Here is a 20,349-nt window from a genome sequence, read left to right on the forward strand (position 1 = left end):
AAATCAATCAGAATGACAGGTTGTCTATGATGTTATTTAGATTTATTGCTTCTTTCAGCCAAACTTTGTGTTGATCATTACAATAGCTTTTCAGTGTCTCTTGTTGGTGATGGTTGAGCGTTGTGGCATAGGCTTTAAATGCTCTTTCGTTCAGACCATTAATAATGGTTGACTTTCGTGGGATATCATTGAATGGGTTTATTAGGTTGTTTCCTCTTTGATAATAAAGGTTTAGGAGGTCTGTATCTACCTCATTCAAATAGTTAGCACGTTTTTTATCCGAATCCAGGCCGTCTAAAAATTCAAAAGCATCTTGAGGGTTTAGTGCGCTAAGGAGCAAACCTGCCTGGGCTTTTTGAGTTCTTGTCAAGCTGCCTTTCCATAAATTATCCCCTCCCAAAACTTCCTTGACCTTGTGGCTATTATTATTTATTGTCTGAAGAAATAACCTTGTTAGAGGGGCTGTGCTACGCACGAACTTATACAGATTACCTCTAATACTCATAGACATTTCCTGATACCTGTTCCAGTTAAAACTCTTTATCAGCTCTTCTTTTTCCGCGATATCAAAGTCTTTTATATCCTTTAGCAAAACTTCGATTTCTTGACGTGTGGTATCCGGATCCTCTAACTGTGTGCCCAATGGTCTTTGATCATTCACAGTATTTCGCCCAGGGAAATCGAATATATAGCTAAGCTTGAGTTTTTGATTGTCCGTAGCGTTGTTCTCATCAAAATTAGGGTCTGAGACGGTGTCATAACCATCTTTCGTGTCTTTATAGTTTCGTATCCGTGGATACTTTGTCCAGTTGCTCCAGGGGTTTCTAATGAATTGTTGGTTATTATTCTTTACTTGTTGTTCCAAGTCTTGCAGACAACCATCTCCTATACTTTGTAGAATCTCCCTTATGGGCTCTACAGGGTCATAACCAGTGGCTCTTTTGTAGCTCTGTACACGAATATTTGCATTGTTTAAAATACTACCATAAACGTTGTCTTTTTGCTGAAACTGATCAAGAGTCTGCAGTTGATAATTATTCCAACCATCAACGATTGTGCATTTCTTTGGGTCTACACTATTGGCAAGAACGCGCACAGTTTTTCGATGTTTTGTTTGAATATTCCCTCTGTTGTCCTTGGTGACCCTCACAATCGCATTCTGAAGGTTAACAAACTGGGCATTGGCGGGTAAGGTAACCGTAAAGCCATGGTCATAATACTCAGTGGTATCAACCATGCTGCATCTGGCCACCAATTGATCGGTGGTGTGTGCTATAAGTTGCTCAAAGATAACACTGCCAAACGTGCCACAGTTGCCTGCGCCCAGGTAACTAAACAAATAGGCTGTCAGTGCATTGTAGTTTTGTGTAATCCATTTTTCTACATCAGTACCATGAGGCAAACATTGACCTATGGCTTGTTTTTGAGCTTTCAGTTCCCTATTGAAGAAACTATCTTTAAGAGTCTTATTATTAACAGTAGTTTCTCGCATGTCCGTATAATTACGAAGATAAACTACCTTTACTGTACTTAATCCATGAGTATCGCTGACTGATCCTCTACGGTTTCCTCGGCGCATGCGTTTATACCCCAAGTCTGGGTTGGGTTCCAGGGTATTTCTTAGTGCTTTTTTCTCTCCTTTGCGTTGCAATACTGTTTTTCCGCTACTTTTGCTTTTTTGTTGTACTACGGGAGTAGTATCGTCTGATTGTTTTTGCAAAGGCGTATGCATAATTTTGTCTGCAACCTCTTCGCGGGTGGTGTCTATGTTGTACCCTTGTATGGTAGTGTTGCCCTGAGGGGTGCCATTGAGGGTATTGTCTATAGCATGGCCTAGCTCGTGCTTACGGTTTTGTAAGGTAAACTGCCCAGAGGCATAATGAATGTCCTTGCCCTGAATGGTGGCCTGTGCCCCTACTTTGTCCGGAAACGAAGAGTTTTGGTGCTCCTTATAACCTGATAAATCTACCCCATATTGTTTGCCCATTTGGGTTTTAAGATCTTGGTTGTCTACATTTGGTTTACGCTGTATGGGGCTTTGTTTAGCTTGTATTGGCCTTTGCTTAGCCTGTATCGGCCTTTGTTTAGCCTGTATCGGTCTTTGTTTAGCTTGTATGGGTGGTTTTTGTCCTTCTTTAGTAGTGAACGTTTTGGAAGGATTCTTCATCTGGGTGACCTTTGTTGGAGTAGATAATTGCGGCCTTATTGTTTGATTGGTCGGCTGTTGTTCATTTTCTGATTTGTTGAGATTTTTCTGCATTGTTTTGAAAATGTTTAGCGGTGTACTGTTAAAAAACTGTTGTCCAATAACTTCACGTTTTGACTGTGGTTTTGGACGCTTGGTTTTGAACCTATTATTAAGTTAAGGCAATAAGGGAAGTTAAGCATCTGGCAAAGCATTACAAAGGTGCATCAAGGGAGCACAAATTGTTAACAAAAGGTGGTAAGTCATTTATAGTGAGTTACTTGTAAGCAATCAAGAAAAGCTATAAGTGAGGGGTGGAGCGTGTTAGGATTCTTTTTTGAAAGTGGCTTGAATGGAGTGATTTTCCTTGTAGAGTGTTAGGTGCTCAACGAAGCCAATGTTGCCTCGAGTGGTGAAGTGGCTCTATAAACAATCTTAAAAAAGAAAGCCTACGTTTTATATATAACGGATAAGCAACATAGCAAAGTTATTTTTACCTAAAGTTCAAACTCCGTGAAATTGATAAATAGCTAACGTTCAGTTTCTACTACTTTGCGCACCTATAAGGCACCAATTTTTGGGTAAGGTATCAATTTTCTTCCCTGACCTGGTTTGGTAAATAGTTTAGATAAGTCATCAAGCTGGTAATGCTTTACCCATCCATCCATCAATTGATACAACTAACTATAGAGATGCGATTAGATAATGTGACAACGGTGGCTAAAAAACTGGAATTGGAGTGTTTATAACCTTCTCTCAGTGATTTGTTTTAATGCTTTTACTTTGCCTCCCATAGTAGGTACAAATAGGCATTTAATGTGTATATAGTTTTGCCTTAGTACTTAGTAAATTGATGACGCAAAGAAAAGGAGCTAAAAGAAGATAGTGAGCACTCCATTCAGTGAGGAGATACAACCTATCTGCCTATATTAACCCCTTGTACTAGTTTGTTTTTGCGAAATAGAAAAGATTCTTTTTTACCTTTATATTGGAGGTTTATAATGTTTACCTGATCGTCAAAATGCTCCATTAATATCGAGTTTGTAAACGTTGCTTTACGCAGCGATTCTCTAAAGGGGATTTCTATATAAAGCCACACTGCGTCGGTTTTAAATTCCTTGCCTATCAAGGTCATCTCCTTTTTTTTACCCCGACGGTTTGTAATAAAAAAGCGTTGACGAATATATTTCATTATTAGCTGGTGGTGTTTGTCCGACTTGTCGAGTGTTTCTTTTTTGCCCGATAAACTGCCCAGTGCTTTTTCAAAGTCATCAATAAAAACTCTGAGACTGACCTCAAATGCCTTTGATTGATTGTTGTATTCTATTTCAGCTATACTGGTGTGAAACTCGTGTTTGTTGGAGTGTATTGGTGCATGGCTTGCCAAACTAATGCTTATGAGTAAAGTAGTGAGTATATTCATTGTGATAGATAATGGTTTACAGAAAGGTAACGCACATAAAAAAACTTCCGATAAACCTTTTGCCAAAGATTTTACCGGAAGTTTCGAATATTTTTTATAAGTGATCTGGAAAAAATAAGATGTGCCAATTTAAGAAAATATATTGTTCTCAGACGATTCAAAAAAAACGGTGCATAGCCAAAGCTATGAGGCTTTTTTTTTGAGAAGAATGAGGGCAATAGATACACTTTAATGGCTCAAATTATTTATGAAAGATCACTAAACGTTGTTAAAACAATTTTATAACATCATTGATAATAGCAAATGCCATCAAACCTAGCAATAGTACCATCCCAATGTTTTGTGCTATAATCAGGAAACGTTCGGAAGGAGAACGACCAGAGATGATCTCGTAAGTAAGAAACATTACGTGCCCACCGTCCAGGGCTGGAATAGGCAAGAAGTTCATAAAAGCCAATACCATAGACAATAGCCCTACCAATGTCCAAAATCGTTGAGCAATCCACTCAGTACCAAAAAACTTAGCAATGCCAATGGGTCCGCTTAATGATTTACTTGCTGAAGCATCATTTTTAAAAATACGTCCAAAAACCTTGATTTGCTGATAGATTACATCAAAAGCTTTGAAAGTACCCAAACTTATGGAAGCTCCCAGTGAATATTGCACTTGTTTTTCTTCCAATAAACTTTCAGGGTAAAACCCTAGAGTGCCTGTACTGTCTAATTTAGCCGTAAGCGTTTTTTGTTCTCCGTTGCGTTCAACCTGAATGCGTACCTCTTTGCCCTTATTTTCTTTGAGTACTGGACTCAACTGATCAAACAGTAGGGTAGTTTGGTCATTTATGGTCAATATTTTGTCTCCTTTTTTTAATCCAGCTTTCGCGGCAGGAGTTTTCTTTTTTACTTTGTTTACTTCATAAGGAAAACGAGGTGAAAACAGCGGATTTACTCCTTTCATGCTGACCAGTTTGTTGAGCATGCTGTTGGGTACCTTCACTGTCATTTCTTTGCCATCGCGTTCGATAGTATAAAAACAGTCGCGTTCAGTGATAATTTTGCTGCGAAACTCACTGAATTTTTCTACCGATTCTCCGTTGACTTTAAGTATTTTATCTCCATCTTTCAGCCCTATTTCTTTACCAATGCTTCCTACGGTTACTCCATATTTTTCGGTGGCTTTTGCCGGAGTGTAAGTATCTCCATAATAAAAGGTAAGGCAAATAAATACAATAATTCCGGTAATAACATTAACAATGATGCCCCCCATCATAACAATAAGGCGTTGCCAGGCGGGTTTGGCGCGGTACTCCCAGGGTTCTGGTTCTTTTTTAAGGTGGTCGGTATCCATTGATTCATCAATGATTCCAGTAATTTTTACGTAGCCTCCCAAAAATATAGGAGCAATAATATATTCGGTGCCTTTGTACGTAAAACCAACAATTCGGGGACCAAACCCAATAGAAAACTTTTCTACTCTGATTCCAAACATTTTGGCAGCCAACAAGTGCCCCATTTCGTGCAAACCCACTAAAATAGACAGCCCTACCAGAAGCTGGGCAATCATTATGAATGTATCCATATTTTTTGTTTTTCTTGTGAATGTAACTGATTGTGCTTACTGGTTATATGTTTTGTGCAGGCAATCAGCCATTGTTTTTCAACAGTTTATGTTTTGGGCTACAAGATACTCAACAATAAGTTTTTCATGCAGCGATTAATAAAGTTTTAGTAAACCATTATATCCAACGGGTGTTACTTAACGATCGCATATAGCTTCGGCCATTTTTCTGGTTTCAGCGTCTGTATATACAAAGTCGTCATAAGTAGGCGTAGCAACATAAGGTACTTTTGCCATACAATTGGCAATTACATCCGACATTTCTAAAAACTTGACCCGATCTTTCAAAAACCTGTCTACCGCTATCTCGTTGGCAGCATTGAGTATACAAGGCATATTACCTGCCTGATGCATTGCGTCAAATGCCAATCCTAAGTTACGAAAGGTTTTCACATCAGGTTGTTCAAAGGTTAAGTTAGGATAATTGGCAAAGTTAAACCTTTCGAAGTCAGATTTCAACCTTTGAGGATAACTTAAGGCAAATTGTATGGGTAGTTTCATATCAGGCAAACCCATTTGTGCCTTCATAGAGCCATCTTCGAACTGAACGAGTGAGTGAATGATAGATTGTGGGTGAACAATGACTTCTACCTGACTGGCTTCTAGTCCAAACAACCACTTGGCTTCTATTACTTCTAGCCCTTTGTTCATAAGACTTGCCGAATCAATGGTTATTTTGGCACCCATTGTCCAGTTGGGGTGTTTAAGTGCCTGTGCTTTGGTAACATTGACTAAGTCATTGGTTTTTTTTCCCCGAAAGGGACCACCAGAGGCAGTTAAAATGATTTTCTCGATAGGGTTTTGTTCTTCTCCTGTCAAACATTGAAAGATGGCCGAATGTTCAGAGTCTACCGGGTAAATGTTTACCTCGTGTTGTTTGGCCAATGCCGTTACCAACTCACCTGCTACTACTAAAGTTTCTTTATTAGCCAGTGCAATGTGTTTTTTTGCCCTAATAGCGCTCAATGTGGGTCTAAGCCCCGAATAGCCCACCAATGCAGTAAGTACAATATTGATTTCGGGCGCAGTTACTACCTCACTTAAGGCATCTTCTCCTGCCATTGCCTTGGTTTGAGTATGAGCCAGGGCTTCCTTTAGCTTACTGTAATGGGTTTGGTTAGTAATAACCGCAGCTACTGGAGCGTATTTCAGGCATTGCTCTATGAGTAAGTCTACGTTGTTGTGGGCGGTTAATACCGACGCTGTAAATTGATCAGGGTGGGCGGCTATCACCTCTAAGGTTTGTGTGCCTATAGAGCCGGTAGAGCCCAAAATAGCTATGTGCTTTTTCATAATGAAAAGGAGATGAGTTTATCACTCAGGAGTTTGAGAATAGCAATGACAATACAATGATTATTAAAAGGATGGGGTTATGAGCTGATACTTTTGTGCTTTTTCTTACCCTTGCGTTTTTTGCGATCCCGGTAGTCTAAATAATAACCAACTGCCGGAAAGAAAATACTTCCGGCCACGATAAGAATGATTTTAAGGAACATGTATCAAGTATTTGAGTTATTTCTGCAAAAATAACAATTCAAATTGGAAAGAGTTTGCAAAAAAGTGGCAAAGTTGACGAAAGCTTTGAGTAACTCACGAAAAAGAACATAAAGTAAGGACGAAATTTTTATATTGAGGAGGAAGTAATGGACAATATAGTTTTAAACAAATCTGGTATAGCCAGAAAATAAACGCTGGGGAATGGATTGTTTTATCTGTGGAAACAATCACTAAAACAACCCATTAATTTTTTTTAAAAAAAAAATATGAATTTTTATTGGTATATCTCTAGTCAGGAGGTGGATATGTTGCACCAAAACCTGGCAAAAAACTGGTGGGATAGTTTTCCGCTTAAGCTGAATTTGAAGACACCCTGGTTTGACCTTGAGGGGAACAACACCGATGCCAGTGCCCAAACGCTCAAAAACTTGCCAAAAGTGATCAGGAAAATAGAAAAAAAAGGGGACTTAAAAGCTTTTGAAGAAATTGGACAAGAGGCTCCCTTATTTTTTGGCTTTCAAGGAGCAGGCGTCAAGTTGATAGAAGATGACACTGTATTGGTGGCAGTTGCGAGGCAACATCAGGTGTTGTTATTGACAGGAGCCACCGCTCACTTGGTAGGAGGGAAGGTAGAATCCCTTAAACTGCAAAGTTCCAGTAATACTTTGGTAAAATCATTGAAGATTGCTTGGAACGAACCTGGAGGCATAGCCAATGGTACAGTAAACCAAATAGTAGTAGAATTGCTCAGGCAAGCCAGTGACCATGTGTTTCCGGTAGTAAAAGGCATTGCTACTTTTACTTCTAAGCTAAAAACGGATGAATCGGCGTTTAAAAAATTAAAAAGACCTGAAATAGAGTCAATTATAGTAGGAAGCCCCCTTTATATAGAACAAGTGGCCATTTAAGGCGTTTGAATAGATGTATCAATTACCTAAAAACTAAGATTATGAAAATACAAACTACCCGACACGTCGTTTTATGGCTTGTAGTTCTAATGCTGGGCAGCCAAACCAGTTTTGCCCAAAAAATTGTGACCTTGAATAAACTACCCGCATCACCCGAAGAGTTTATCAAGATGCGTAACAAAATGTCGAGGAGCCCTGAGGGAGGAGCTGCTATGTTTCTTGCGGCATTGCTCAATATGGGTAAAAACGAAAAATTAGGTATGCAATGCCTCACTATTGCTATAGATCAGTCTCAGGTAGTAAGTGGCAACGTGTATAAAGGCTACAAACCTGGGCGTAGTGTAATGTATCACTTAAATCGTTTGAAAAGAGGAGGTAGCAGAGGTAATTTTTGGGCGTATGCTCCCAAGGCTTACCTTAAGGGGGCTACTCTAAAAAATGGATATACCCCCAGCAAACCCTATAAAGTAGTAACCTCTCGAAACAAATACAGTGGTAAAGAGTCTAGCGGAAGGGTCAAAGTATTTGTCGATGTAGCAGGTTTTCGACCTCGCCCGGTTACAATGAAACGCAATGATAAAGGTATTTGGAAAGCCCATGAGTTCTCGTCTTTTTTCTTAGATGTGCCCAAGGCTACCAAGAAAAAAGATGATCTTTAGTGACTGATAGATTTAAGTGCAAAAGCCTCAAAATTTACCTACGTGTGAAGTTTTGAGGCTTTTCTCATTATTTTTTTTGGGTAGTATCTTGTTTGATTGGTGCGGGTGGAGGTGTTGCATTGGTTTTGGGATTGAGCACTTTAGCTTCTACTGTTTCTTCTTTGTCCTTTTCTTCTACCACCACATATACATCCTCGCCCTTCTTTTTCATATAATATTTTTCACGGGCAAACTTCTCTAGTTTTTTGGGGTCGGTAGAGAGCCTGGCACGTTCGTCTTTTATCTTCTTGATGCCATTGGCATAAAAAACCTTGTCTTTCTGTAATTGCTTTAGTTTTTCACGACGTTGGTACTGGGTATACAAATCGTTGATATCGAAAAACAACATCCATATCAAAAAAATGCTTCCTGTGATAAAGTAAAAGCTGCGAAAGAATTTAGGGATTTTGAATTTCTTTTTTTGCACCTCTCCCCGATTTTTCAACATATTACCCAACCGTTTGCCTGCGTTGGTTTTGGGGGCATTGATCAATTCTTCTTCTTCGTCTTCGTGCATTTTACTGTGCGTTTTAATTCTTGAATGTAATTCTTTGTGTCAGTGTTTTTTAAACGAAAAACGTGATTATTCCTGAAAAACCAGCTCGTACATCTTCTTCAATTCAGGGTTGACTTCTTCTTTTTTTAATTTTCTGAGTAAATCTTCTACCTCTGGCATATCGGTGAGGTAGCTTAGCGATTGATAAGCTAAAAACTTGACCGAATCGGACGCCTGCCCCCGAATGAATCGGGTAAGTAGATCAATACCCTTTTTTTTGTTGGTTGTGGTACTATTCATTAAGTACAAACCAAATGATTGTAAAAGCTGGTGTTGGGTAAACAATGAGGTTTGCCACAGCTTTTGTTCAAACCATTGATACGCTTTGGGAGGTTGGGTATTGGCATAATAGTTTGCTACTACACTTGCTACCTCCAACGCCTTATAATGCTCAAATTTAACAATTTTTTCTGAGATGTCAGGAGCATTTGTCTGAATATACGCTTCTAGCGAAGCCCCTACCACTGCATAAGACTTTGCCATGAGCCCTTTGGCAAAGAGTGATTGATACTGATTTTTGTCTAAAGTTGCCAAAGCACGAATAGCTGACGCCCTTACCAATGTCTTAGGATCGTTCATGGCTAGTTTTTCAAGCAGGTTTTTTACCAAGGTTTTTTGAGGGTGCACATCATTGGCCAGTTTTTCTATGGCGCGTTGACGAATAGCCCAAAACTTGTCCTTAAGCGCTGTAAGTAGTGTTTTTTCCAAAACCGGACTCAGTTGCTCCTTGTTATAAATTTTGTCTATCACTTCCATCCGGGCTTTATAGGTGGGTTCGTGGGTGTATTGATAAGCCATTGCGGCATCGGTTTTGGAGTGGGCTATTAGCCCCAATAGTTGTTGTTCTGCATCAAACACTACCAAGTCGGGGGCTTGGGCAAGCTTAAACTTGAAAGTTTGTGTTGCTTGAGTAATATCAATTGTGTGCAATTGCCTTTTACCATTGCGCCAGATGGCTATTTTGAGAGGCAAGCGAAACACCGCCAAAGAATCATTTATTTGCTTGGTATGCAGGGTGAGTATGCCACTGTCAAACTGATGTTGAACCCTTACTTTGGGGTGTCCGGCACGAAAAAACCATTGATTAAAAAACCACTGTAAGTCTTGGCCTGTTACCTGCTCAAAAGCCAGGCGTAAATGATGAACCTCCACTGCTTTGTATTTGTTTTGAGTCAGGTATACATTCAATGCCCGCCAAAAGGCTTGCTCACCCACGTACTTGCGTAACATATGCAATACCCTTCCTCCCTTGTTATAAGAGTGGGCATCAAACATATCTTCGCGGTGTTTATAGCGGTACCTGATCAAGGGTACTTGTTTGGTTTCGGCTTCTGCCAAATAACCCCTTAATTCTTGTTGTGCCAAATATGCTGCTTCATCATTGCCATACTTGTGAGCTGCCCAAAGGTATTCGCCGTAGTTGGCAAAGGCTTCGTTCAAAGGTAGATTGCTCCACGATTCGCAGGTAACCAAGTTGCCAAACCATTGGTGAAACAGTTCATGGGCAATGATTCCATCCCAATGTGCATCCAACAAAGCCCGGTCGTCAATCTGTAGTCCTTCATTAAATACCGACGCAGTGGTGTTCTCCATTGCGCCTGATACAAATTTTCTCACTACCACTTGGGCGTATTTGTTCCAGGGAAACGGATAGTGGAGCTTTTTTGAAAAAAAACTCAACATTTCGGGGGTTCGCCCAAAAATGCTTTTGGCATATTTCAAATAAGGTTTTTCTACATAGTAGTGTACTTTTTTGTCCTGCCACTGGTCTTTATACACAGCAAAATCGCCCACTGCCATCATAAACAAATAAGGGGCATGAGGTTGTTCCATGCGCCAATAATCAGTACGGGTGCCATTGGCATTTTCTCGTGAATACACCAATTCGCCATTCGACAACGTCTTGAATTTATTGGCTACTGTAATATACATTTCCTGAGTACACCGTTCATTGGGGCTGTCTATAGTAGGAAACCAACACGAATTAGCCTCAGTTTCTCCCTGTGTCCATATTTGTTGAGGCAAATAAGGGGTGTTGCCATCTGCGTTTATAAAATACAAGCCAATATCAGCCGTAATTGCTTTGCTTCCTCCTTTAGGCAAATCATAAGGTTTGGCTGTATAGGCAATCTCAAGTGTATAGGTTTGTCGGCGGGTATAAGTAGCCCCCAGCCTTACAGTAAGTTTACGCTGATCGTATTGGTACTTCAGGTCTTCTTCAAATTCTTGTTGTCCATTGCTGGTAATAATTTTTACCGAATGCAGATCAAAGCCTTTAGCATCTAAAACTACACTATCTTGTGGGTAAAAATAAGGACGAAGTATCAGCGTTGCCTTTCCTAATAAATGCCTTTTTTGCCAGTCAAATCGTACTTCAAGTTTAGTATGTAGCAAGTCGTGGGTGCGGGGTGTAGCGGGGCGATAGGAGAGAGGCTTCGCATTCACTGTATCTTTTACCTTGGGCAATGACACAATGCTGCTATCTGTTGTTTGTTTCATTTGCTGGTTGGCAACTACTTTTTTAGAAGATTTGCAACCAACAAAACTGCAGGTAACACCTAATACTGCCATGAGCCATACAATGCCTTGCAGATTTATTGCTTTGGTTTTCAGCTTTTTTGTTTTTAAAAGTAATATATTTTCCGACATTTATAACTTGAATAAGATAAGCTTATTTATGATTTTTAGGTTGCATACAATATTTGCAGCTATTGCCCAATATTAATGAATTAAAAAATATTATTTGATAGATAATATGTTAAAGATAACAGTTACCCCCGCCCAGGCATCAAAAGAAGCCACCAAAACCTATGAAGTACTCACTGATCAAGAGGGTTTGAAACTCAATGGAGAAGAATTTTCGTGGGACTTGTTACAGTTGCAAGACAACAGCTATCATATTATTCACAATAACAAAACCTTTCAGGTAGAAATACTTAAGGCCGATTACCTTGCCAAAACTTTTACTTTACAGGTCAACGGGCACTTATATACGGTAAACTCTGAAGATAAGATGGACTTGTTGCTCAAGCGCCTTGGCATGGACAATGTGAACCAAAACAAGGTAAATGATGTAAAAGCGCCTATGCCAGGGCTAATTCTTAGTGTAAATGTAAACGAAGGTGATGAGGTGAAAAAAGGGGATATTTTGATGATTCTGGAGGCAATGAAAATGGAAAATGCTCTCAAGTGTCCGGCTGATGGCAAAGTCAAAGCCGTTAAAGTAAAACAAGGGCAAAACGTAGAAAAAAATCAATTACTCATTTTGTTTGAGTAAAAACCAACTAAGTAGCAGCAAGTAATTAGCTGTAAGTAACTTGCTCATCATAAGGTGATTACACCTACTCATTAGGTGTGTTTAATGCTGCCTTGGTATTTATTATAAATATACACTCATTGACAAATACCTGTTGGGACTATAAACTCAACGGGTATTTTTTTTGCACTCACTTAATGATTAGTTTTTTGGTAAAATACCCATCTGAAGTATACATTCGGATAAAATAAACCCCTTGGGTGGCGGCTCCCAATGAAAGCTTAAGTTTAGAGTCATTGACCAAAAATTGTTGCTTTACTAACCTGCCTTTTATATCAAATATTGCCACACTTTTGATTTGTGCCCCGCCAGTTTTGACCAAAAATTCGCCATTGTTCGGGTTAGGTAATATTTTTAAATTGTTCTTGAGTTGGGTTGGTGGTGCCAATGTACTTTTACCATTATATAGTTGTTGTACTTCTTTAGCTTGTGCTATCAGGTCTTCGAGATGATCGCCTACAACAAAGGCAAACGTAACAGTAGTACTTTGGTTAGGAGCAAGGCTAAAAGGTCCTGCACCCACTACATGACTCACGTCTGATGCTCCAGTAAGGGGGGCTATATTATGAGAGGTGCCCGATGACAACGTTTTGAACTTATCGGCACTGCTAAATCCGTCTGAGAGTATTTCTTCTGGTCGGGCAAACCTACGGTTGACCATGGCATAATAAGTAGCTTGTTTATCAGGTGTAAGCAGCATAATACCAGCAAATTCTTGTTCATCACTTTCGGCACTTCTAACATACCCCATTCTATTTACTTCATCCCAGCGTGCTTGATTGCGAGGGTAAATGCTATGGAGTGTAGGCAGGTCCCAATCGGCAAACCAACCAGCGTATAAATTTTGGTGAGGCGTGTTACTTGTATTGGTAATGGTATGCTCCACTACCATAAACTTGTCATAAGGAGGTTTATTCCAAAGGTAATACCTTGTCTTTATTTGCAACCCCAGTTGATGATTGCCCGCCTGAGCATCCGTCACTACCCCTTCGTATTCAAAGTCGGCAAGTCGAGGTAAAGTCACTTGTTTAATTTTTTGGGCTGGAATAAAATGATCGTGAAAACCTACAGGAGAATTATTTGCTAACACTGCGTCAACCACTTGCTGGCTACTTTTCCCTATGATCAAGCCCGCAGACAGTAATAAGCGTTTGCCCTTATAAACCAAACCCTCTCCCTGTAGATGGTTCCAGTTTTCATCCGTCCCTATTCGTCCGTAGTCACTTAAGGTTACCTTCAACTGATTTTTTTCTACTGTAAGGTAGTCATTGGAGCGGAGCTTTACTGTTACATGTTCGGTAGCAGTATAACTCCCCGAACTATAGCTAAAAGTCAAGGTTGTAATCCAATGGCGTGGGACGTAAGGTTTAAATTTTAGCTGCAAAGGTTGGTGGTTGTTATCGAAACTTTCCAGCGTCCCCAATTTGTTAGGCGTAGTTATTTGATCTGTATTTACTTCAAAAAACCTACTATCTCCCGTTACTTTTATTTTCACTAAATCATTGGTAGCTGTGAGTAAATTGGTAAATACAGAGCGGATATTTAGTACCTGATCTTGCTCATCCAGCTGCAAAACTTGGGTGGTTCTAATCGATGGTGAAGGTTTGGCAGTAAGTGCCCTTAGAATGTTAAGCCTACCCGCACCCAGTTGTTGTTGATATGCAGGTTTGTTCAAGTGGTCTATATTGTCGCTGGTTACTCTCAACAATTCGCCAATTTGCAGTCCGGTCAGGTGTGGCTTTTTTGATTTGACCAATGCTGCTGCACCTGCCACCACTGCCGAAGACATAGAAGTGCCTCTTTTGGTTTCAAAGCGACCATTGGCTGCAGTGCTTATAATTTGTTCGCCAGGAGCACTTATGTCTGTATTTAACCCATAATTACTTATAGGAGATTTTACATCTTGGGTGTCTACACTGGCCACACTTAGCACAAACTGATAAGTAGAAGGAGCTTGTAATGAACTATTGCTACTGTTATTACCTGCTGATGTTACCACCAAGGCTCCTTTCTGTGTAGCATAAGCGATCATCTCTTGTTCAAACTTAGAATGCAAGTTAGTGGCTCTGCCCCAGGAAACATTAATTATATCTGCCCCTTGATCTGCGGCGTACTTGATGGCTTCATACCCTCTTGCAATGGTATCGGAGGGGGTGTCATCACTTACCTTAAAAATCATTAGTTTGCACTGGGGAGCTATTCCTGCAATCCCAAAGTGGTTGTTCATAATGGCTCCGGCAATGCCTGCTACATGGGTGCCGTGTTCTTGTCCATTGTTGCCAATGTCAGGGTTATTGTCAGGCTTAGGCGAAGCCAGCGAACTACCTATTAAATCCCAGCCCTTGTAATTATCTACCAACCCGTCGTGGTCATCATCTAGTTTATTGCCAGGAATTTCACCTTTATTGATATAGATGTTATCTGCCAAATCAGGGTGATCTATATCTATACCAGTATCTATAATAGCAATTACTACATCAGCAGCGCCTTTGGTAATGCCCCACGCCAAATCAGCTTGTACTTTCTTGATGTATGCTTCTTGTTTGTGGTAAGAGGGGTCATTGGGGGTGTTATCAATTGTGTGCAGGTAGCTTGGTTCACCATATTCAACAAGACCAGAACTTTTTACCTGTTGAATTGCTTCCATTACTGTAAGAGTAGATTGGTAGCGAACGCGATAAAACAGGCTGACATCATTGGCTTGAATGTACCTTGCCTGATTGGAGGGAGCCACCGCCGATTTAGAAGCAACAGGTGGAGAGAATATAGGCTGTATTTGCCCTTTTATTTGGGCAAGGTTTTGCTGAAAATCGCCAGAATAAATAGACTGGGTACGTACTACCTGATGAGCGGTAGGTTTGAGTTTCACAACAAAAGTGCGTGCTTCATAGGCTTGACCCTCGAGCAGCTTTTTACTGGTTTGAGCTTGAGCAGTAAGCTGTGTTACGATTGTGAGAATGAAAACTATAAAACAGCGCAAAAATATTGTGTTCATAAGGGGGGGTGACTTGTTTTTGTAAATATAGAGTTCAAGGGAGATAAAAATAAAATTTTTGCTGTGAATAGATAAAATAAAAGAGATATGCCCAAGTAGACATATCTCTTTATAAAGAATCCAGCTCAAATTTTACAAATAAAAGAGGGATTTAATCTATTGCAATTCTTCTGAGCCCTTTATTTTTACGAGTCACTATTTCTAATAAATACACCCCTTTGCTCAAACCCGATAAATCAAGTGATTCTTTAAATGTCAGGCTTTTTTTATCAAAAATTGTTTGGAATACTACCTTTCCGCTTAGGTCAGTCACATTTACCTGCACCTGCCCGATATCCGAAGTGTTCAGCTCGACTGTTATTTTACCAAGACTTGGCACTGGGTAAGCCTTGATACTTTTTGAGAAATCGGTGCTGTGAAGACTGGTTGGTACCCTGTTTGAAAGTGCAGTACAGCCTCCAATGGTGACCGCTACACTGTAGGTGCCCCTGACTGTGGCAGTATAGGTTTGACTAGTGGCTCCATTAATTGCCACATCATCTTTATACCATTGATAAGCATCACCTGCTGACGCATTCAGTATCACTGTATTTTGATCTACCACAGTTGTGCTCAGCGATGGAGAATGTTTAGGATTAATACTGACAAGGTCAACCTTTTGCTCTACAATAGAACCATTAGCGGTTAGCTTTACTGTATTCTTTGTGGCGGTTTGGGCAAGGTAGACTACTTGATGAGGGCCTACCCCCACAGCAGTTCTAGGCGATGCATTGGCGCCAAAATCCCAGGTAAGACTTGTAATACTACCAGTAGATGTATTGGTAAAAGTAACTAATTGTCCTGCACACCCAGTAATATTGGTTGCTGTGAACCCTGCTACTGGAGGACCAGCCACTGGTCCTGTCATTACAAAATCATCTAATGCCACACCTGCATCTGTAGTAGCAGCATCGCTCAAAAACACGAACCTAAATGCTACTCCATCGGCATTGCCACCCAAAAAGGAGAGATCGGTAGCATAGGTTACAAACTCCCCGCTGGTACTGCCACTAAACAAAGGAGTTCGAATGCCAAATATAGACTCAGGATGCGAAATTTGATTATACCAACCTTCTTCTTGTTTGTTGTTTAGCTTAAACCAGGTTTGTCCTTTATCGGTAGTATACTCTACAATAAACCCGTCCCAGTTGTCTTCAAATTTATGTTTGGCTTTAAATTCAAGTGTATAGGTACCCAAATAAGTGAAATCAAACAGGGGCGTATACAAGTGTGCTCTAGAGTCATCAATATAATTGTCTGACAAACCTGTTACCCAGGCAGATTCGCCAGAGGCGGTACCATCTTTACCTGCGACAGTAGATTTACCTCTTTCAAACTTAGTTCCTGCAGTATTTTTAGCAGCAAAATCCTGGGCGTTTACATCAAAGTTTCCTCCATCAGCCAAACCATAATTAGATGGCTTGGAGGGTAAAACAGTTACATACCCTGTTTTTGTTGTGGTTTTTGCCCCACCCGACCCATTAATACTTAACTTAACATTATACACCCCTGGGTTGGTATATTTATGACCAGGGTTTTCGGTAGTAGCAGTTCCTCCATCGCCAAAATCCCAGTTAAACGAAGTGGCTCCACTTGAACGGTAATTGAACTGAACACTTTCATTGACATAACTTACAGTATTGTTGGCTTCAAACTCTGCGATTGGATCAGTAAATGCAATTTCAAAATCATCAATCATAAACCCATCTTCATAATCTTCAGGATCACTACCTGCACTTACTCCTACCACAAAGCGGAATGCTACCCCTGTATTGCCTTTTAAGAAGGACACATCATACTCCGTTTGTTCATTAATAGTACCATCAGCTGTTGCCGCAGTCCATCCATCCTGACTCAATGAAGGAAATATGTCTCTGTTAATATTACAACCCGTAAATGTTCCTCGGTTATACCAGTTTACAGCTCCAAACGTAGGTTTGCTTGACCCCAGTATGTCCCAGGTTTTGCCTCCATCGGTACTATATTGTACTTGCATTGCAATTGGTGCATTGCAATACTTTGTTTTAATACTTTTTTTGAATTTTAATTTATAAGCACCAGCAGTACTTGTAAAGTTAAAACTTGGCGTATATAGTGCCGATGCGTAACTAAAGGCTTCATTTTTTATATTGGCAGTGAGCCCTGTTTTCCAGGCATTGCTACCAGAGGCGGTAGTGTTAAGTGTACCAGTAGGTGTACCTAGCTCCCAGTTATTGACCCCATGAAGCAAAGACTTGCCAATAAAGTCGGTCTGGTTGGTTTCAAAGTTGCCCCCATTTGCCAAGGTGTAAGGAGTATTCCTGGCGGGCAGCACCGTAATATAATTTGTCCTGGTTTTGGTCTTGTCACCACCACCGCCATCTATACTCAGGCTTACGGTATAGGTTCCGGCTGCTGCATAGGTATGGGTAGGGTTGCGTGAAGTAGAGGTTTGAGCATCGCCAAAGTTCCAAGCCCAGGTAGAACCATTGAGTGAGTTATTGGCAAACTCTACTGGCATGCCAGCATAAGCTACCGTTTGTTTGGTAGAAAAATCTGCACTGGTAACCGTTGAAAAAATATTGGTAGTAAAAACGCCTCTTCCAAAAGTAGCCACTGCCACTGTTCCATCTGCACTACGGTAAGTAATCATGTCACAACGTACATTGGCCAAACCAGTGTTGGTAGGCTCCCATACTGGGCTACTTGCCGTAAAGTTGTCGGCAGACCATACGCCTACTTCAGTTGCTAAAAGTACCTCTGCTCTGTTGTTTGGGTTGTATAACCCCCACCTTACCGGCATATCGGGCAAGTTTCCGTTTTTGTTAGACCAGTTAGTCCCCCCATTGGTAGTTTCATAGACAGAGTTTACGCCGTAGTTGCTAAAGGTAGCCAACAACTGATTGTCACTGGCACCAACATCTATGCTTGAAATCCACCCACCGTGACTACCAGCATAAGTACCCGTGATTTCGGTCACACTTGGGTTGGCAGTATGCGCATTGTCAATTCTGTATATCTTGCCTTCACCATCAAATATGCGCACTCCCACAAACAAACGGTTTGCAGTATAAGGGGAGGCTTTGATGTGAGTGATTTGGCGATTGTTCATACTTAAGGTAAGCGTTTCCAGGTTGCCTGGGGTGCTGCTTATATTTTGAATTCGGGTAAGCTCATTTAAACCACCCGCAGCGTATAAAATATCAGCATTACTGTCGTATTCGGTTGGATTGATAAACCTACCCTTTGACGTTTCGTCCGAAATACTCTTGAAAGATTTTCCTCCATCCTGAGACAACCTATAGCTATTGTATACATAACTGGTGATCTGTATAGCTGAATTGTTTTGATCTATAAAACAGTAAGCCCCGTCTCCCCCAGTTACTTCATAGCCCGCACCTATACCTGCGTCGGTTGTTCTCAAAGAACCATTATCTTGAGCCCCTGCTATAAAGTAGTTGGAGTTTTTCTCATTTTTCATAGTTACACTATAAAAAGTGGTGACATTATAGTTTCTGTTTCTTTCAAAAAAAGTAGGGCTTGATGCTGTCACATCCTGAGATAAAAATACACCTCCATCGGTACCAATCAAAAGTTCATTGTTAAAGCCAGGCCTAAACATCATGGCATGTTGATCAGCGTGAGCGTAAGAGTCGGCCAGTGCTCCCACCCAATTAGTAATTCGTTCCCAGGTAACTCCACCGTCTACCGATCGGTTTACATCTATACCACCTGCAAACACTACATTGGGGTTGGTTGGGTGTACTGCCAAAATAAGGTCAAAAAAGGCTTGACCACGCGTAAAGTGAGCGTTTTGCTCGTTGCCAAGAGGGTCACGGTATTTAGGAATAGTAATATCCGTCCAGTTATCCCCACCATTTACCGACTTAACAAACCAAGCTACATCATTACTGCCAGCGCCTCCTTCAGCTACAGCATACACAATATTAGGGTTCGAGGGAGATACTGCAAGCTCTACCCTTATTCCTCCATCTTTTGGGGTAATTTTGGTCCAATTGATTCCATCATCAGTTGATTTATATATTTGCCCGTTTTTGGTAGCAGCAAACAGGTGATTGTTTGAAGCAAGTTCTACATCTGCACTAAATTCACTTAAAACACTTGTCCAGTTACTCCCTCCATCGGTCGACCTCATCAAACCTTTACCAGTGCTTGCCATAATAGTAGAGGTAGAGGTTACTACAATTTTTTGTACGTTGTGAAAATTTTCAACATTTGTGCTGGCCAGTTGCGTCCAATTGCTTCCTCCATCGGTCGATTTCCAAATACCGGCACCTCTAAACCTTCCTGTAAAACCAGGCCCTGTACCTACATAGAAAGTGTTTTTGTTTTGAGGGTCATAGGCAAGGGTTCCAATAGATAAGTTTGCCATAAAATTGTTGATGGCAGTCCAGGAAGAAGTAGGGCTCGTAATGTCATTGTTTACCCACAGCCCCCCAGCTACACTTCCTGCCCAGGCTTTTTTGCCTGTAGCATCATTAGGGTCAAACATCACTGCACGGGTACGCCCTGCAATGTTGTTTGGCCCTCTTTCTTGCCATTTTACCCCAGTAATGGCCTTTTGACGGGCCTTTCTACGCAACAGTTTTTTTGCATAGTTGTAGGCGGCTATTTTTCTATGGTTAGGTGGGTAACCTAGCTTAGGGTCTTCGGTCATTTCAAAGTTTTGCAAGGCAGCTAGGTCAGGTCGGTCACGCTTGGGCAGTTTTTTTATTTCTGCATAAGTCAAGTGTTTTACCTTTGCATATTTGGCGTGGTTAAGCGACAAATAACCCGACTTTTTTGGGGCTTTTGCCAACTTTGTTGTTGAGGCAATCGCCTGTTTTTGCAAAGTTTTTTGGGGGGCATTTGCTGAGTTTTCTACCCCAGGTTTTTTCGTTGTAGCTTGTTTTTGGGCAAGAGTCGCTTTTGCCTTGTCTGTTGTATCTTCAGTGGTGTCCGACTGAAGCTTGACATTATACAACACTACAAACGATAGGATTATAAGTGTGAATGTGAGTATGTACTTTTTCATAAAAAAATATTAAATGTGATGTGCATATACGAACTGAGCAGTGTTTTGGGGATGACTTGAATATACAAAAATATGAAATATTTTTTGGGATATATTTTTA

General features: G+C 40.6%; 12 protein-coding genes. 3 read left to right on the forward strand and 9 right to left on the reverse strand.

All coding sequences use genetic code 11. The features are described 5' to 3' along the window. Nucleotides 1-7 precede the first annotated feature (7 nt). The 5 genes from M23134_RS38230 to M23134_RS42505 all read right to left on the reverse strand — a co-directional run bounded on the left by M23134_RS38230 (nt 8) and on the right by M23134_RS42505 (nt 6,722). Entirely contained in the window at nt 8-2,167 is a 2,160-nt protein-coding gene (locus M23134_RS38230; protein WP_157558496.1) for a hypothetical protein, read from the reverse strand. A 934-nt stretch (nt 2,168-3,101) separates the two neighbouring features. Further along, the gene (locus M23134_RS15200; protein WP_002697620.1) at nt 3,102-3,608 is read right to left on the reverse strand and encodes a DUF6702 family protein; all 507 of its coding nucleotides are present in this window, start codon (nt 3,606-3,608) and stop codon (nt 3,102-3,104) included. A 268-nt stretch (nt 3,609-3,876) separates the two neighbouring features. Next, the gene (gene rseP / locus M23134_RS15205) at nt 3,877-5,187 is read right to left on the reverse strand and encodes an RIP metalloprotease RseP (RefSeq protein ID WP_002697622.1); all 1,311 of its coding nucleotides are present in this window, start codon (nt 5,185-5,187) and stop codon (nt 3,877-3,879) included. A gap of 177 nt (nt 5,188-5,364) precedes the next feature. After that, nucleotides 5,365-6,519, reverse strand: coding sequence for a 1-deoxy-D-xylulose-5-phosphate reductoisomerase (locus tag M23134_RS15210; RefSeq protein ID WP_002697623.1), 1,155 nt, complete (start codon nt 6,517-6,519; stop codon nt 5,365-5,367). A 77-nt stretch (nt 6,520-6,596) separates the two neighbouring features. Then, a complete protein-coding gene (locus tag M23134_RS42505; protein ID WP_002697625.1) occupies nt 6,597-6,722 on the reverse strand; it encodes a hypothetical protein in 126 nt (41 codons plus the stop codon). 267 nt (nt 6,723-6,989) lie between these two features. Between M23134_RS42505 and M23134_RS15215 the strand changes: the two genes are divergently transcribed. Together M23134_RS15215 and M23134_RS38235 are read left to right on the forward strand one after the other, a co-directional pair. Further along, complete coding sequence (locus tag M23134_RS15215) at nt 6,990-7,631, forward strand: DUF7019 family protein (protein WP_002697627.1); 642 nt, start codon at nt 6,990-6,992, stop codon at nt 7,629-7,631. A gap of 41 nt (nt 7,632-7,672) precedes the next feature. Further along, nucleotides 7,673-8,290, forward strand: coding sequence for a DUF6935 domain-containing protein (locus M23134_RS38235; protein ID WP_157558497.1), 618 nt, complete (start codon nt 7,673-7,675; stop codon nt 8,288-8,290). A gap of 67 nt (nt 8,291-8,357) precedes the next feature. On the opposite strand, the gene M23134_RS15225 is transcribed toward M23134_RS38235, so the two are convergent. Together M23134_RS15225 and M23134_RS15230 are read right to left on the reverse strand one after the other, a co-directional pair. Beyond that, nucleotides 8,358-8,846 (reverse strand): FtsB family cell division protein, encoded by a 489-nt coding sequence (locus M23134_RS15225; protein WP_002697630.1) that lies wholly within the window; start codon nt 8,844-8,846, stop codon nt 8,358-8,360. A gap of 66 nt (nt 8,847-8,912) precedes the next feature. Then, nucleotides 8,913-11,384, reverse strand: coding sequence for a M1 family metallopeptidase (locus M23134_RS15230; protein ID WP_198145030.1), 2,472 nt, complete (start codon nt 11,382-11,384; stop codon nt 8,913-8,915). Between the two features lie 256 nt (nt 11,385-11,640). Here M23134_RS15230 and M23134_RS15235 point away from each other — a divergent pair, with 256 nt between their 5' ends. Beyond that, nucleotides 11,641-12,162 carry an acetyl-CoA carboxylase biotin carboxyl carrier protein subunit gene (locus tag M23134_RS15235; RefSeq protein WP_002697632.1) on the forward strand — a complete coding sequence of 174 codons (522 nt, stop codon included), beginning with the start codon at nt 11,641-11,643 and terminating at the stop codon, nt 12,160-12,162. Nucleotides 12,163-12,331: 169 nt separating this feature from the next. Here the strand turns inward: M23134_RS15235 and M23134_RS15240 are convergent, their stop codons facing one another. Both M23134_RS15240 and M23134_RS15245 read right to left on the reverse strand, forming a co-directional pair. Then, complete coding sequence (locus M23134_RS15240; RefSeq protein ID WP_045113637.1) at nt 12,332-15,196, reverse strand: S8 family peptidase; 2,865 nt, start codon at nt 15,194-15,196, stop codon at nt 12,332-12,334. A 151-nt stretch (nt 15,197-15,347) separates the two neighbouring features. Next, complete coding sequence (locus tag M23134_RS15245; RefSeq protein WP_045113638.1) at nt 15,348-20,249, reverse strand: PKD domain-containing protein; 4,902 nt, start codon at nt 20,247-20,249, stop codon at nt 15,348-15,350. Between the last annotated feature and the right edge of the window lie 100 nt (nt 20,250-20,349).

The organism is Microscilla marina ATCC 23134 (genome assembly GCF_000169175.1).
Taxonomy (GTDB): Bacteria; Bacteroidota; Bacteroidia; order Cytophagales; family Microscillaceae; genus Microscilla; species Microscilla marina.